The 15038-nt window shown below is 58.6% G+C and carries 11 protein-coding genes; 6 read left to right on the top strand and 5 right to left on the bottom strand.

Annotated features, from left to right (window positions below; all coding sequences use genetic code 11):
* Positions 1-87 precede the first annotated feature (87 nt).
* Genes dnaA through gyrB form a run of 4 tightly spaced genes read left to right on the top strand, consistent with a single transcriptional unit; the run spans position 88 to position 6296 of the window.
* Entirely contained in the window at positions 88-1608 is a 1521-nt protein-coding gene (dnaA, locus tag JMV15_RS23205; RefSeq protein WP_014716280.1) for a chromosomal replication initiator protein DnaA, read from the top strand.
* 38 nt (positions 1609-1646) lie between these two features.
* Positions 1647-2750, top strand: a complete 1104-nt coding sequence (gene dnaN, locus JMV15_RS23200; protein WP_003187250.1) for a DNA polymerase III subunit beta — start codon at positions 1647-1649, stop codon at positions 2748-2750.
* A 20-nt stretch (positions 2751-2770) separates the two neighbouring features.
* Positions 2771-3874: a DNA replication/repair protein RecF gene (gene recF, locus JMV15_RS23195; RefSeq protein ID WP_003187251.1), complete on the top strand. Its 1104-nt coding sequence runs from the start codon at positions 2771-2773 to the stop codon at positions 3872-3874.
* Between the two features lie 4 nt (positions 3875-3878).
* On the top strand, positions 3879-6296 hold the full coding sequence (gene gyrB, locus JMV15_RS23190; protein ID WP_003187253.1) for a DNA topoisomerase (ATP-hydrolyzing) subunit B: 2418 nt from the start codon (positions 3879-3881) through the stop codon (positions 6294-6296).
* A gap of 105 nt (positions 6297-6401) precedes the next feature.
* Here the strand turns inward: gyrB and JMV15_RS23185 are convergent, their stop codons facing one another.
* Positions 6402-7124, bottom strand: coding sequence for a response regulator transcription factor (locus JMV15_RS23185; RefSeq protein ID WP_014716281.1), 723 nt, complete (start codon positions 7122-7124; stop codon positions 6402-6404).
* A 410-nt stretch (positions 7125-7534) separates the two neighbouring features.
* Between JMV15_RS23185 and JMV15_RS23180 the strand changes: the two genes are divergently transcribed.
* A complete protein-coding gene (locus tag JMV15_RS23180) occupies positions 7535-9814 on the top strand; it encodes a CHASE2 domain-containing protein (protein ID WP_038448329.1) in 2280 nt (759 codons plus the stop codon).
* Positions 9815-9995: 181 nt separating this feature from the next.
* Here JMV15_RS23180 and JMV15_RS23175 read toward each other — a convergent pair whose 3' ends face one another.
* From JMV15_RS23175 to glyQ, 4 genes are all read right to left on the bottom strand, one after another.
* A complete protein-coding gene (locus tag JMV15_RS23175) occupies positions 9996-10766 on the bottom strand; it encodes a lysophospholipid acyltransferase family protein (RefSeq protein ID WP_003187258.1) in 771 nt (256 codons plus the stop codon).
* Positions 10767-10848: 82 nt separating this feature from the next.
* A complete protein-coding gene (gene gmhB, locus JMV15_RS23170; protein WP_166406527.1) occupies positions 10849-11388 on the bottom strand; it encodes a D-glycero-beta-D-manno-heptose 1,7-bisphosphate 7-phosphatase in 540 nt (179 codons plus the stop codon).
* Entirely contained in the window at positions 11388-13442 is a 2055-nt protein-coding gene (gene glyS / locus JMV15_RS23165; RefSeq protein ID WP_014716283.1) for a glycine--tRNA ligase subunit beta, read from the bottom strand. The genes gmhB and glyS overlap by 1 nt, the downstream gene beginning before the upstream one ends.
* Entirely contained in the window at positions 13439-14392 is a 954-nt protein-coding gene (gene glyQ, locus JMV15_RS23160; protein WP_003187265.1) for a glycine--tRNA ligase subunit alpha, read from the bottom strand. Before glyQ ends, glyS begins: the two co-directional genes overlap by 4 nt.
* A gap of 81 nt (positions 14393-14473) precedes the next feature.
* On the opposite strand from glyQ, the gene JMV15_RS23155 reads away from it, so the two are divergent.
* Complete coding sequence (locus JMV15_RS23155; protein ID WP_014716284.1) at positions 14474-15031, top strand: DNA-3-methyladenine glycosylase I; 558 nt, start codon at positions 14474-14476, stop codon at positions 15029-15031.
* Positions 15032-15038: the final 7 nt, after the last annotated feature.

The following is a 15038-nucleotide window of genomic DNA, read 5'->3' as shown; positions in this document are numbered from 1 at the left end:
GAACAACCTACATGTGGATAAGTGGACGGCTGGCCGCTACAATGGCGGCTGTTTTTGCCTCACCGGCTTTCAACTTAGGGGATATCCGTGTCAGTGGAACTTTGGCAGCAATGCGTGGAGCTTTTGCGCGATGAGCTGCCTGCCCAGCAATTCAACACCTGGATCCGTCCGCTACAGGTCGAAGCCGAAGGCGACGAGTTGCGTGTCTATGCGCCCAATCGTTTTGTCCTCGACTGGGTCAACGAGAAGTACCTGGGCCGCGTTCTCGAATTGCTCGACGAACATGGCAACGGCCTGGCGCCTGCTCTCTCCTTATTAATAGGCAGCAAGCGCAGTTCAGCTCCCCGCGCCGCGCCGAATGCGCCATTGGCCGCCGCCGCGTCGCAAGCCCAAGCTGCAGTGGCGCCTGTCGCCGCAGCACCTGCACCGGCAGCTGCGCCGTCCAAGCCGTCGTCGCGCAAAAATAATGCGCCAGAGAATGAAGAGCCGTCCCGCGACAGCTTCGACCCGATGGCCGGTGCCAGCTCTCAACAGGCGCCCGTGCGCTCCGAGCAACGTACTGTGCAGGTAGAAGGCGCGCTCAAGCACACCAGTTACCTGAACCGCACGTTTACCTTCGAGAACTTTGTCGAAGGCAAGTCCAACCAGCTGGCCCGAGCGGCCGCCTGGCAGGTCGCCGATAACCCCAAGCATGGTTACAACCCGCTCTTCCTTTATGGCGGCGTGGGCTTGGGTAAGACGCACTTGATGCACGCCGTCGGTAACCACCTATTAAAGAAGAACCCGAATGCCAAGGTGGTTTACCTGCATTCGGAGCGCTTCGTGGCCGACATGGTCAAGGCCTTGCAGCTCAACGCCATCAACGAGTTCAAACGTTTCTACCGCTCCGTTGATGCCTTGTTGATCGATGACATTCAGTTCTTTGCCCGCAAGGAACGTTCCCAAGAGGAGTTCTTCCACACCTTCAACGCCCTGCTCGAAGGTGGCCAGCAGGTCATCTTGACCAGTGACCGTTACCCGAAGGAAATCGAAGGCCTGGAAGAACGTCTGAAGTCTCGTTTCGGCTGGGGCCTGACGGTTGCCGTGGAGCCACCGGAGCTGGAAACCCGCGTTGCGATCCTGATGAAGAAGGCCGACCAGGCTAAAGTCGATCTGCCTCACGATGCTGCGTTCTTCATCGCCCAACGCATCCGTTCCAACGTGCGTGAGCTGGAAGGCGCGCTCAAGCGGGTCATCGCCCACTCGCACTTCATGGGTCGCGATATCACCATCGAGCTGATTCGCGAGTCCTTGAAGGACTTGTTGGCCTTGCAGGACAAGCTGGTGAGTGTGGATAACATCCAGCGCACCGTGGCCGAGTACTACAAGATCAAGATTTCCGACCTGCTGTCCAAGCGCCGTTCGCGCTCGGTAGCACGTCCACGCCAGGTTGCCATGGCCCTCTCCAAGGAGTTGACCAACCACAGCCTGCCGGAAATCGGTGATGTGTTTGGCGGACGCGACCACACCACGGTCTTGCACGCATGCCGCAAGATCAATGAACTTAAGGAATCCGACGCGGATATTCGCGAGGACTACAAGAACCTGCTGCGTACACTGACTACGTGATGACACCAGCGCAGCTTATTAAGGCAAGGGACTAGACCATGCATTTCACCATTCAACGCGAAGCCCTGTTGAAACCCCTGCAACTGGTCGCAGGCGTCGTCGAGCGCCGACAGACCTTGCCGGTGCTTTCCAACGTATTACTGGTGGTCGAGGGGCAACAGTTGTCCTTGACCGGTACCGACCTGGAAGTCGAACTGGTGGGTCGTGTCCAGCTCGAAGAGCCTGCCGAACCCGGCGAGATCACCGTGCCGGCGCGCAAGCTGATGGATATCTGCAAAAGCCTGCCTAACGATGCGCTGATCGACATCAAGGTGGATGAGCAGAAGTTGGTGGTCAAGGCAGGCCGCAGCCGTTTCACCCTGTCGACCTTGCCGGCCAATGACTTTCCAACCGTAGAAGAAGGCCCTGGCTCGCTGACGTGCAGCCTGGAGCAAAGCAAGCTGCGTCGTTTGATCGAGCGCACCAGCTTCGCAATGGCCCAGCAGGACGTGCGTTACTACCTCAACGGTATGCTGCTGGAAGTCTCGGAAGGCATCATCCGTGCTGTAGCCACCGACGGTCACCGCCTGGCGATGTGCTCGATGCGTGCCGATATCGGTCAGCCGGATCGTCACCAAGTGATCGTTCCACGCAAAGGTATCCTTGAACTGGCGCGCTTGCTCACCGAGCCGGACGGCAATGTCAGCATCGTGTTGGGCCAGCACCACATTCGCGCGACCACCGGTGAGTTCACCTTCACCTCCAAGTTGGTAGACGGTAAGTTCCCGGACTACGAGCGTGTGTTGCCTAAAGGTGGCGACAAGCTGGTGGTCGGTGATCGTCAGGCTCTGCGTGAAGCCTTTAGCCGTACTGCGATTCTGTCCAACGAAAAGTACCGTGGTATTCGCCTGCAGCTGGCCAACGGTCAACTGAAAATCCAGGCCAACAACCCGGAACAGGAAGAGGCGGAAGAAGAAGTGGGTGTCGACTACAACGGCGCATCGCTGGAAATCGGCTTTAACGTGAGCTACCTGTTGGACGTGCTGGGTGTTATGACTACCGAACAGGTTCGTCTGATCCTGTCGGACTCCAACAGCAGCGCCCTGGTACAAGAATCCGACAACGACGACTCGGCTTACGTTGTCATGCCGATGCGCCTGTAATCATGCTCAGCAGAAGCTAGATGTCCCTCAGTCGCGTCTCGGTCACCGCGGTGCGCAATCTGCACCCGGTGACCTTCTCCCCTTCCCCCCGCATCAATATCCTCCATGGCGCCAACGGCAGTGGCAAAACCAGTGTGCTGGAAGCCATCCATCTGCTGGGGCTTGCGCGTTCCTTCCGCAGTGCCCGTTTGTTACCCGTGATTCAGTACGAACAATTGGCCTGTACCGTATTTGGCCAAGTGGAACTGGCTGAGGGCGGTCATAGCAGCCTGGGGATATCGCGTGATCGTGGTGGGGAATTTCAGATCCGAATCGACGGGCAAAATGCGCGCAGCGCAGCTCAACTGGCAGAGATCCTGCCGTTGCAACTGATCAACCCCGACAGCTTTCGATTGCTGGAAGGTGCCCCGAAAATCCGTCGGCAATTCCTCGACTGGGGCGTGTTCCACGTGGAACCACGCTTCATGGCCACTTGGCAGCGGCTGCAGAAGGCCCTGCGGCAGCGGAACTCATGGCTGCGGCATGGTACACTTGACGCCGCTTCGCAAGCAGCCTGGGACCGTGAACTGTGCCTGGCCAGCGACGAAATAGATGAATACCGCCGCGCCTATATCAAAGCCTTGAAACCAGTCTTTGAGCAGACCTTGAGCGAGTTGTTGGACCTCGAGGGCCTGACGCTGAGTTATTACCGGGGTTGGGACAAAGAACGTGAGCTGAGTGCAGTGCTCGCAACGTCCTTGCAACGGGATCAGCAAATCGGACACACCCAGGCCGGCCCCCAGCGCGCTGATTTGCGCCTTAGATTAGGTGCACACAATGCTGCGGATATCTTGTCTCGCGGCCAGCAGAAGCTAGTGGTCTGTGCGTTGCGTATCGCGCAGGGCCATTTGGTTAGCCAGGCTCGACGCGGTCAGTGCATTTATTTGGTGGATGACTTGCCGTCAGAGCTCGACGAGCAGCACCGCCGCTCGCTATGCCGCTTGTTGGAAGACTTACGCTGCCAGGTGTTTATCACCTGTGTAGACCACGAATTATTGAGGGAAGGCTGGCAGACGGAAACGCCAGTCGCTTTGTTCCACGTGGAACAAGGCCGTATCACCCAGACCCACGACCATCGGGAGTGAAGGCATGAGCGAAGAAAACACGTACGACTCGACCAGCATTAAAGTGCTGAAAGGTTTGGATGCCGTACGCAAACGTCCCGGTATGTACATTGGCGACACCGATGATGGTAGCGGTCTGCACCACATGGTGTTCGAGGTGGTCGATAATTCCATCGACGAAGCTCTAGCCGGTCACTGCGACGACATCAGCATTATCATCCACCCGGATGAATCCATCACCGTGCGTGACAACGGTCGTGGCATCCCGGTAGACGTGCACAAAGAAGAAGGCGTTTCGGCGGCAGAGGTCATCATGACCGTGCTCCACGCTGGCGGTAAGTTCGACGACAACTCCTATAAAGTATCCGGTGGTTTGCACGGTGTAGGTGTGTCGGTAGTGAACGCCCTGTCCGAAGAACTGATCCTCACTGTCCGCCGTAGCGGCAAGATTTGGGAACAGACCTACGTCCACGGCGTACCACAGGAGCCGATGAAAATCGTCGGTGACAGTGAAACCACCGGTACCCAGATCCACTTCAAGCCATCGGAAGAAACCTTCAAAAACATCCACTTCAGCTGGGACATCCTGGCCAAGCGGATTCGCGAACTGTCTTTCCTTAACTCCGGTGTCGGCATCGTCCTCAAGGATGAGCGCAGCGGCAAGGAAGAGCTGTTCAAGTATGAAGGTGGCCTGCGAGCGTTCGTTGAATACCTGAACACCAACAAGACCGCGGTCAACCAAGTGTTCCACTTCAACATCCAGCGTGAAGATGGCATCGGCGTGGAAATCGCCCTGCAGTGGAACGACAGCTTCAACGAGAACCTGTTGTGCTTCACCAACAACATTCCACAACGCGATGGCGGTACTCACCTGGTGGGTTTCCGTTCTGCGCTGACGCGTAACCTGAACACCTACATCGAAGCGGAAGGCTTGGCGAAGAAACATAAAGTCGCCACCACCGGTGACGATGCCCGTGAAGGCCTGACGGCGATCATCTCGGTCAAGGTACCGGATCCGAAGTTCAGCTCCCAGACCAAAGACAAGCTGGTGTCTTCCGAAGTGAAGACTGCGGTTGAACAGGAAATGGGTAAGTACTTCTCCGACTTCCTGTTGGAAAACCCGAACGAAGCCAAGCTGGTTGTCGGCAAGATGATCGACGCTGCACGCGCCCGTGAAGCCGCGCGGAAGGCCCGTGAAATGACCCGCCGCAAAGGCGCGCTGGATATCGCCGGCCTGCCAGGCAAACTGGCTGACTGCCAGGAGAAGGACCCTGCCCTCTCCGAACTGTACCTGGTGGAAGGTGACTCTGCTGGCGGTTCCGCCAAGCAGGGTCGTAACCGTCGCACCCAGGCCATCCTGCCGTTGAAGGGTAAGATCCTTAACGTTGAGAAGGCCCGCTTCGACAAGATGATTTCCTCCCAGGAAGTCGGCACCTTGATCACGGCGTTGGGCTGCGGTATTGGCCGCGATGAGTACAATATCGACAAGCTGCGCTACCACAACATCATCATCATGACCGATGCTGACGTCGACGGTTCGCACATCCGCACCCTGCTGCTGACCTTCTTCTTCCGTCAGTTGCCGGAGCTGATCGAGCGTGGCTACATCTACATCGCCCAGCCGCCGTTGTACAAAGTGAAAAAGGGCAAGCAAGAGCAATACATCAAAGACGACGACGCCATGGAAGAGTACATGACGCAGTCGGCCCTGGAAGATGCCAGCCTGCACTTGAATGACGAAGCGCCGGGTATCTCCGGTGAGTCGCTGGAGCGACTGGTCAACGACTTCCGTATGGTCATGAAGACACTCAAGCGTTTGTCGCGCCTGTACCCTCAGGAGCTGACCGAGCACTTTATCTACCTGCCGGCCGTGAGCCTGGAGCAGTTGGGCGATCACGCCGCCATGCAGGATTGGCTGGCCCAATACGAAGTGCGCCTGCGTACTGTGGAGAAGTCTGGCCTGGTGTACAAAGCCAGCCTACGTGAGGACCGTGAACGTAACGTATGGCTGCCAGAGGTCGAACTGATTTCCCACGGCCTGTCCAATTACGTCACCTTCAACCGCGACTTCTTCGGTAGCAACGACTACAAGACCGTGGTTACCCTCGGCGCGCAATTGAGCACCCTGCTGGACGACGGTGCTTACATTCAGCGTGGCGAACGCAAGAAGCAGGTCAAGGAGTTCAAGGAAGCCTTGGACTGGTTGATGGCGGAAAGCACCAAGCGTCATACCATCCAGCGCTATAAAGGTCTGGGCGAGATGAACCCGGATCAGCTGTGGGAAACCACCATGGACCCTGCTCAACGTCGCATGCTGCGCGTGACCATCGAAGACGCCATTGGCGCCGACCAGATCTTCAACACCCTGATGGGTGATGCGGTCGAGCCTCGTCGTGACTTCATCGAGAGCAATGCTTTGGCGGTGTCTAACCTGGACTTCTGATCAGGAACATCTGCTAAAAAGAAAAGGCCAACGCTTAGCGTTGGCCTTTTTTGTTGGTTCGTAGTCGCGCATTTTTTAAATGCTCCACGTGGAACATCAGGCTGTTTAACTTTCCACAGCGGGTGTCACACTCTCCAACCGATACCCGTACCCATAGATCGTCAACAGCTGCCAACCGCGATCCGCGGTCAGCCCTAGCTTGTTGCGCAGGCGGTAGATATGCGTGTCCAACGGCCGCGACGACACCATTTCTTCGTGGCTCCAGAACCGCTCATACAGGTACTCGCGAGACAACGGTCGGGCCAGGTTGGCAAATAGACAACTTGCCAAACGGTATTCCCGTTCTGTCAGGTTAATGGGCTTGCCCGCTCGGGTGACGGTCAGTTCGGCATCGTCGAACGTCAGATCGTTAAAGCTCTGCACTTCCTGGGTAGCCGACTTTTGCAAACCGTGGCGCCGCAGCACGGCGCTGACTCGGGCTTTGAGTTCGTTGGGCCGAAACGGCTTGCTGACATAATCATCCGCCCCGCTGTTCAACGCCGTCACGATATCGCTTTCGGCATCGCGACTGGTGAGCATGATAACGGCGGGAGGCGACTCCATGTGCTCGCGGGTCCAGCGCAATAACGCGATCCCGGAGATATCCGGCAGTTGCCAGTCGAGGATCAGCAGGTCAAAGGTTTCCCGGCGTAGCTGGCGTAGCAGGTCTTCGCCACGTTCAAAAAAATGCAGGGACCAGGGCTGTTCAGCCGGACCGGGAATCTGTCGCAGTGTCTGTTCCACCCGTCGCAACTCTGCGGGTTCGTCATCCAGTATTGCGACACGCATGGGCGGGGTCCTTCCTACAAAAATACGAGAGCTTGAATGGGGGGCACATGCTGTACAAATGCCGGCCTATGAATCTGAATAATTATGGACGGATTCTACAGTGCCTGGATCTCTCGATACGCTGAAAGCGCCGTAAACTCAATCCACTACGATCCTCAAAGAAGATACCGGCTCCTGTCGTTCCGTAAAAGCGTCGGTGTGATCGCCTCGCCGGGGCGTTATGCCCGCTCCAATGTGCGGTATCGTTCATTGCGCGGTCGTGGGAAGTCCTCCAATGAGACCGAAATAAGCTTCACTGGTTTCAGAACACCGCATGCACTTCATCGCAACCCCATGGAGAGGGATCCTGGGCTTATGACATCTTTACTTAACGACCATCAATGCCTTGGCCCCCTCATGGCGCTAGCCCTGTGAAGCTCTGGCGCAAAACCGAGAAACGCCAACCTACCCAGGCCCAGCTTTTGTTCCATGGGTTGGTTCGTGAATGGCTGCTGATCGGTTTGGTACTCCTGCCCTTTACGGCCTACTTATCCTTGAGCGCTGGCTTAGCGCTCAATAATCCGCTCTATGACAGCCTGCGCCGCCTCACGCCCTTGCCGGTAGATCCACGCATCGTCCTGGTGACCATCGACGCACCCAGCCTGGAAGCACTTGGCCCATGGCCCTGGCCGCGCAGCGTACATGCCGAGCTGATTGAACGCGTGAACGCCGCACAGCCGGCGGGCATTTTGTTGGATGTGATCTTCAGTGAGACCGACCACAGTAATGACGAGCAGCGCCTGGCCGATGCCGTATGCAAAGCCGGCAATGTATTGCTGCCCATCGCCGGAGACAGCAGCGTCAGCCCCAAGGCTCCCATAGCGCCGTTGTCGCCACTGCTCAAGTGCGCCAAGGGTGTCGGTCACATCAACGTCGAAGCGGACAACGACGGTGTGGTGCGCAGCGTGTATCTACGTGAAGGCCCGCCGGGGAGCACGCTTCCTCAGTTGGCGTGGCTGGCGTTCGCCATGAGCGAGCATGCCGAGACGATGCCGGGCCTGCCACAAGAGCCTACTGGAGGGCACTGGCATCAGGAACATGAGATTCGTGTGCCGTTCACTTCGGAACCAGACCATTTTCCCAGTCTGTCCTACGTCAGCGTACTACGCGGCGAGGTAGCTCCCGAGTCGCTGCGGGGTCGCCTGGTTCTGATCGGCGCCTCAGCCTATGGCATGGCCGATCGTTTCGTGACGCCGCTCTCTTCCACCGTGGGCACCACTGCGGGGGTTGAGATCCAGGCTGAAGTACTGAATGGTTTATTGCAGGGTCGCAGCATCGTCGATCTGCCCGGCTGGTTCGCGGCGTTGCTAGCAACGTCCCTGGTGGCCCTGCTGCTGGGCCTTCTGCTTGTGCGCCCCCGTTACGCCCTGTGGATGACCTTGGCGTGCATGGCCGTGGCTTTGCTGGGCTCATGGGGCTTATTGCGCCTGGGCCACTGGTGGAGCCCCGCAGCATGCCTGATCGGTTTGTTGCTGAGTTACCTGATCTGGAATTGGCGACGTCTGAGCGTAATTCTCGCCTACTTTGGCTGGGAACTGGCACGTCTGGATAACGAACCCAAGGTGCTTCCGGAACGTCGTCGCGCGCCCGCCAGTAAGGGCGATGTGCTGCAAGGGCGGATCTTTGCCCTTGAACAAGCCGTCAGTCGTACACGCGATACGCGGCGCTTTATGGCTGACGGGCTGGAGTGCCTGCCGGTAGCAACGCTGATCACCGACCCTCAGGGCAGCATCCTGTTGGCCAACCGCGTGGCCCGTGAAGTATTCGGCAATGACCTGGTCGGCGAAAACCTCGTCGAACAGCTCGCCGATCTAGGCTATCCCCCGCTGCACAATGGTGTACGCCCTGCCCTATCGGCACTGGAACTGGTCGAGTTTCGCGATATCCACCAACGCAGTTTGCGCATGGAGCTAGCCCCTTTGCTGCCTGCCGAAGGGGATTTCGCCCTCGGCTGGTTGTTGAGCCTCACGGACCTGAGCAAGGAGCGTGAAGCCCAGCAGCACCGCGAGACGATGCTGCGTTTCCTTTCCCACGACCTGCGTGCACCGCACTCAGCGATCCTTGCCCTGTTGGACGTGCACAACGGGGAGTCCCCGGTGTTTACCCAGATCGAACAGCAGGTGCGGCGGGCCTTGAGCCTGACTGAATCCTTTGTGCAATTGGCCAAGGCTGAAGCGGACGGTTACCAGTTCCAGCCCACCCTGTTTGCCATGCTGGTGATGGACGCCTTTGATCAAGTGGCGGTGATTGCGCAGTTGAAGGGCATCCATTTGGTTCACGACCTGGATGAGGCGGACGAGGCCATGGTCTACGCCGACCAATCGCTGCTCACCCGGGCGTTGTTCAATGTGCTGGAGAACGCGATCAAATACTCCCCATCCGGTACCACCGTCAGGTTGAGGCATGGCAGTGCGCAAGGTTGGTTGGAATGCAGGATAAGCGACCAGGGACCGGGGATTGCGCCTGAGGATCTGCCGGAGTTGTTTAACCAATACCGACGTTTCGATTCGGCTCAAGGCAGTGAGGGGCTTGGACTGGGGCTGACCATGGTTAAAGCAGTGTTGGAGCGGCACGGTGGGCGCATCGTGTGTGAAAGTGAGCTGGGCAAGGGCTCGACGTTTATCCTGCTGCTGCCGTTATTGGAGGACTGAAAAAGCGGCTTTTCTGCTGTGCATAAAAAACCGGTCACAAGGACCGGTTTTTTTATGAAGAAAAAACTTATGCACGTTTTTCTGAATTTTATGAGCTTCAGAAATATGTAAGTAAATCAGCTTGTTATGAAGCAAAAAAGCCAATTCGCCAACAAAGCGTACACAGGTTATCCACAGATGCTCAAACGGCCGGCGTCTCCACCACCACCGGTTCCGGAGGCAGGGAGCCCATGGCCCGTTGCTGCGCCTCATTCCACGCCGCAGCGCGGTCGTTCAGGGCGGCGATGGCACGTGGTCCTTCGCCTTCTGCGTACATCGGTTCGCCGATCACTACGGTGATAGTGCCTGGGCGTTTAGCCCAGCCAGTCTTGGGCCAGAACTTGCCGGCGTTATGCGCAATTGGCAGCACAGGCAGGTTGGCGTTGACCGCCAGGGCGGTACCACCCCGTGAGAACTTACCCACGGTGCCGTAGGGCACCCGCGTGCCCTCGGGAAAGATCAGCACCCAGACGCCGTCCTTGAGCAACTCATCGCCCTTCTTCGCGACATGCTTGAGCGCAGCCTTGGGGTTGTCCCGGTCGATGGCGATCGGACGCAACATGGCCATGGCCCAGCCGAAGAATGGCACATACAGAAGCTCGCGCTTGAGCACCTGGCTCAACGGCGAGAAATACGCCGAGAGGAAGAACGTCTCCCAGGTGCTCTGATGGTTCGAGAGAATCACGCACGGTTGATCAGGAACGTTTTCAGCGCCCTTGACCTCGAAACGAATATTCAGGAACACCTTGCTCAGCCACAACGCGCAGCGGCACCAGTAGACGTTGATAAAGCGATAGCGCGCCTTGAAGGGAAGGAACGGTGCAATAAAAAAGCTCAGGGTGCACCAGAGAAACGAACTGGTGCCCAGCAGCAGGTAAAAGAAAAAGGTTCTGATGGCCTGCAAGATCGACATGGCGGCATTTACCGTTGCGGGACACGGCCCGCCTGCTAAAAGCGCACTCCCGAACAGTCCTTGGTCAGGAAGTCGAGGGCGGCTAGTTGTTGATAAGTTCTGCGGCAACGGCCGCCAGATCGTCAAAAATCAAGGTGCCTACCGGCAGGTTTTTAGCCTGGGTCTTTTCGCCTTTTCCGGTTTTAACCAAAACTGGCTGAGAGTCGACGGCTTTGGCCGCCTCCAGGTCACCGAGGCTGTCCCCGACGAACCATATCCCAGCCAAGGGCACCTTGTAATGTTCTGCAATAATTTTCAACATGCCAGGCTTGGGCTTGCGGCAATCGCAGCCTTCGTCCGGCCCGTGGGGGCAGTAGACCACCAGCCCCACCTCGCCGCCCTGCTCTGCCACTAACGCGCGCAAACGCGCGTGCATGGCCTCCAGGGTCGCGATGTCGTAGTAACCGCGGGCGATGCCGGACTGGTTGGTGGCGATGGCCACCGTCCAGCCGGCTTTGCTCAACTGCGCGATGGCCTCGATCGAACCGGGCAGCGGGATCCACTCCTCCACCGACTTGATGTAAGCGTCGGAGTCGTAGTTGATCACCCCGTCCCGATCGAGAATCAGCAGTTTCAATATGATCAGCCCAGTACGGAGATGTCGGCGATATTGATGAACAAGCCACGCAGGCGCGCCAGCATGGCGTAGCGGTTTTTGCGCACGCCAGCATCATCGGCATTGATCATCACCGCTTCGAAGAACGCATCCACCGGCTCACGCAAGGACGCCAGGCGCGCCAACGCTTCAGCGTAGTTACGCTCAGCGATCAGCGGCTTCACGGCGTTCTCGGCCTTGGCGATGGCTGAGTTCAGCGAGAACTCCTTGGCATCGGCAAACAGGCCCGGGTCGACTTCGGCAGTGCCGAGGTTGTCGGCCTTGCTCAACAGGTTCGACACGCGCTTGTTCACGGCGGCCAGGGCATCGGCTTCCGGCAGCTTGCGGAACGCTTGCACGGCTTGTACACGCTGGTCGAAGTCCAGTGCCGAGCCCGGTTGCAGGGCACGTACCGACAGGTAGACGGAAACGTCCACGCCTTCGTCTTCATAACGCGCACGCAGGCGATCGAACACAAACTCCAGCACTTGCTCGGCCAGGCCGGCTTGCTTGACCTTGGTGCCGAACTGGCCGACGGCAAATACCACGGCCTGGGTCAGGTCGAGGTCCAGCTTTTTGTCGATCAGGATACGCAGCACGCCCAAGGCCGCACGGCGCAGGGCATACGGGTCTTTGCTGCCGGTGGGCAGCATGCCGATACCGAAGATACCCACGAGGGTGTCCAGCTTGTCGGCAATGGCCACGGCCGCACCGGTCAGGGTGCTCGGCAGTTCTGCACCGGCACCGCGCGGCATGTACTGCTCGTTCAGGGCCAGGGCGACATCATCCGGCTCGCCGTCGTTGAGGGCGTAGTAGTAACCGGCCACGCCTTGCATCTCTGGGAACTCGCCGACCATCTCGGTGGCCAGGTCGCACTTGGACAGCAAGCCAGCACGCGCTGCCCACGCGGCATCGCCGCCAATACGTGGGGCAATGTAGGCCGCCAGCTTGGAAACACGCACGGCCTTGTCGTAGACGCTGCCGAGTTTTTCCTGGAACACCACGTTTTGCAGGCGCAGGTTGAAGTCTTCCAGCTTCTGCTTCTTGTCTTGCTTGAAGAAGAACTCGGCGTCGGTCAGGCGCGGGCGCACGACTTTTTCGTTACCGGCGATGATCTGCTGTGGGTCTTTGCTTTCGATGTTGGCCACGGTGATAAAACGCGGCAACAACTTACCGTCCACGTCCAGCAGGCAGAAGTACTTCTGGTTGTCCTGCATGGTGGTGATCAAGGCTTCTTGCGGCACGTCGAGGAAACGCTCTTCGAACGAGCACACCAGCGGCACCGGCCATTCCACCAGGGCGGTCACTTCGTCGAGCAGGCTTGGCGGCACGATGGCGGTGCCTTCCTGCAGACGGGCCAGCTCTTCGGTGCGCTTGCTGATCAGCTCGCGACGCTCATTGGCGTCGGCCAGCACGTAAGCAGCGCGCAGGTCGTTGAGGTAGTTGGCCGGCGAAGTGATGCGCACGCTTTCTGGATGATGGAAGCGGTGACCACGGGAGTCACGACCGGCCTTCTGGGCGAGGATGGTGCAATCGATGACCTGGTCACCGAGCAGCATCACCAGCCATTGGGTTGGGCGCACGAACTCTTCCTTGCGCGCACCCCAGCGCATGCGCTTGGGGATAGGCAGGTCGTTCAGGGAATCTTCAACGATGGTCGGCAACAGGCTGGCGGTTGGCTTGCCGGTGATGACCTGGCTGAAACGCAGTTTCGGGCCGCTCTGGTCGATCTCGCTCAGCTCCACGCCACACTTCTTGGCAAAGCCAAGGGCCGCCTGGGTCGGGTTGCCTTCGGCGTCGAAAGCCGCCTGGCGCGGTGGGCCGTCCAGGTTGATGCTGCGATCCGGCTGCTGGGTTTCCAGCGCGGTCAGCAGCACAGCCAGGCGGCGCGGCGCGGCGTAGACCTTCTTGGCTTGAAACTTCAGGCCAGCGGTCTGCAGGCCTTTTTCGATACCGGCCAGGAATGCATCGGCCAGGGTATTGAGGGCCTTGGGTGGCAGCTCTTCGGTGCCCAGTTCAACCAGGAAATCTTGAGCACTCATTGTGCAGCCTCCAGCTTAGCCAACACTTCATCACGCAAATCCGGGGTTGCCATCGGGAAGCCCAGCTTGGCGCGAGCCAGCAGGTAGGCTTGGGCGACGGAACGCGCCAGGGTGCGCACACGCAGGATGTATTGCTGGCGCGCAGTAACCGAAATGGCACGGCGGGCGTCCAGCAGGTTGAAGGTATGGGAGGCCTTCAACACCATTTCATAGCTTGGCAACGGCAGCGGCTGGTCGAGTTCGATCAGACGCTTGGCTTCGCTTTCATAGAAGTCGAACAGTTCGAACAGTTTGTCGACGTTGGCGTGTTCGAAGTTGTAGGTGGACTGCTCCACCTCGTTCTGGTGGAACACATCGCCGTAAGTCACCTTGCCGAACGGGCCGTCAGCCCATACCAGGTCGTAGACCGAGTCCACGCCTTGCAGGTACATGGCCAGGCGCTCAAGGCCATAGGTGATTTCGCCGGTGACCGGGTAGCACTCGATGCCGCCGGCTTGCTGGAAGTAAGTGAACTGCGTCACTTCCATGCCATTGAGCCAGACTTCCCAGCCCAGGCCCCAGGCGCCCAGGGTTGGCGACTCCCAGTTGTCTTCGACGAAACGAATGTCGTGCACCAGTGGGTCCAGGCCGACATGTTTCAGCGAGCCCAGGTACAGCTCCTGGAAGTTGTCCGGGTTGGGCTTCAATACCACCTGGAACTGGTAGTAGTGCTGCAGACGGTTCGGGTTTTCGCCGTAGCGGCCGTCAGTCGGGCGGCGACTGGGCTGCACATAAGCGGCGTTCCAGGTTTCCGGGCCGATGGCCCGCAGGAATGTAGCGGTGTGGAAAGTGCCGGCGCCTACTTCCATATCGTAGGGCTGAAGTACCACACAACCTTGCTCGGCCCAGTATTGCTGGAGGGCGAGGATCAAGTCTTGGAAGGTACGCACGGCTGGCGTAGGCTGGCTCACGAAATTCACCTGTTACTTGGGCTGCGATTTAAAGAGCGGGAGTATACCCGATTCGGCCCCGCCACCACTCCCTGGAGCCTTATGCCACGCTGCTTTTGGTGTTCTGAAGATCCGCTGTACATGGCTTATCACGATCAAGAGTGGGGAACGCCGCTGCGCGATGCGCAGGGTTTGTTCGAGTTGCTTTTGCTCGAAGGGTTCCAGGCAGGCCTGTCCTGGATCACCGTTTTACGCAAACGCGAGCATTATCGAAAGGTGTTGTTCGGCTTTGACGCGCAGCGTCTGGCGCAATTGAGCGATGACGAAATCGAGGTGCTGATGCAGGACCCGGGTATCGTGCGCAATCGCTTGAAGCTCAACGCTACCCGGCGCAACGCCGCGGCCTGGCTGGCGCTGGAAGATCCCGTGGGGTTGCTGTGGTCGTTTGTCGGCGGCAAACCCAAGGTCAATCACTTCAAGGATCGCAGCGACGTCCCGGCGATCACGCCCGAAGCCCAAGCCATGAGCAAAGCCTTGAAAAAGGCCGGCTTCACCTTCGTCGGGCCGACCATCTGCTACGCCTTCATGCAGGCCTCGGGCATGGTCATGGACCACACCCAGGACTGCGACCGTTACGCGGACTTGGTCAACGCCGGTTAGAATGCCG

Source organism: Pseudomonas paracarnis, assembly GCF_904063055.1.
GTDB lineage: Bacteria > Pseudomonadota > Gammaproteobacteria > Pseudomonadales > Pseudomonadaceae > Aquipseudomonas > Aquipseudomonas paracarnis.
This window is presented reverse-complemented; position numbering and strand designations above follow the sequence as displayed.

Excerpts from the sequence above, each read along its gene's own strand:
- recF (WP_003187251.1), top strand. The coding sequence starts at position 2,771 with ATGTCCCTCAGTCGCGTCTCGGTCACCGCGGTGCGCAATCTGCACCCG.
- dnaN (WP_003187250.1), top strand. The coding sequence starts at position 1,647 with ATGCATTTCACCATTCAACGCGAAGCCCTGTTGAAACCCCTGCAACTG.
- JMV15_RS23185 (WP_014716281.1), bottom strand. The coding sequence starts at position 7,124 with ATGCGTGTCGCAATACTGGATGACGAACCCGCAGAGTTGCGACGGGTG.
- JMV15_RS23175 (WP_003187258.1), bottom strand. The coding sequence starts at position 10,766 with ATGTCGATCTTGCAGGCCATCAGAACCTTTTTCTTTTACCTGCTGCTG.
- JMV15_RS23155 (WP_014716284.1), top strand. The coding sequence starts at position 14,474 with ATGCCACGCTGCTTTTGGTGTTCTGAAGATCCGCTGTACATGGCTTAT.
- glyS (WP_014716283.1), bottom strand. The coding sequence starts at position 13,442 with ATGAGTGCTCAAGATTTCCTGGTTGAACTGGGCACCGAAGAGCTGCCA.
- gyrB (WP_003187253.1), top strand. The coding sequence starts at position 3,879 with ATGAGCGAAGAAAACACGTACGACTCGACCAGCATTAAAGTGCTGAAA.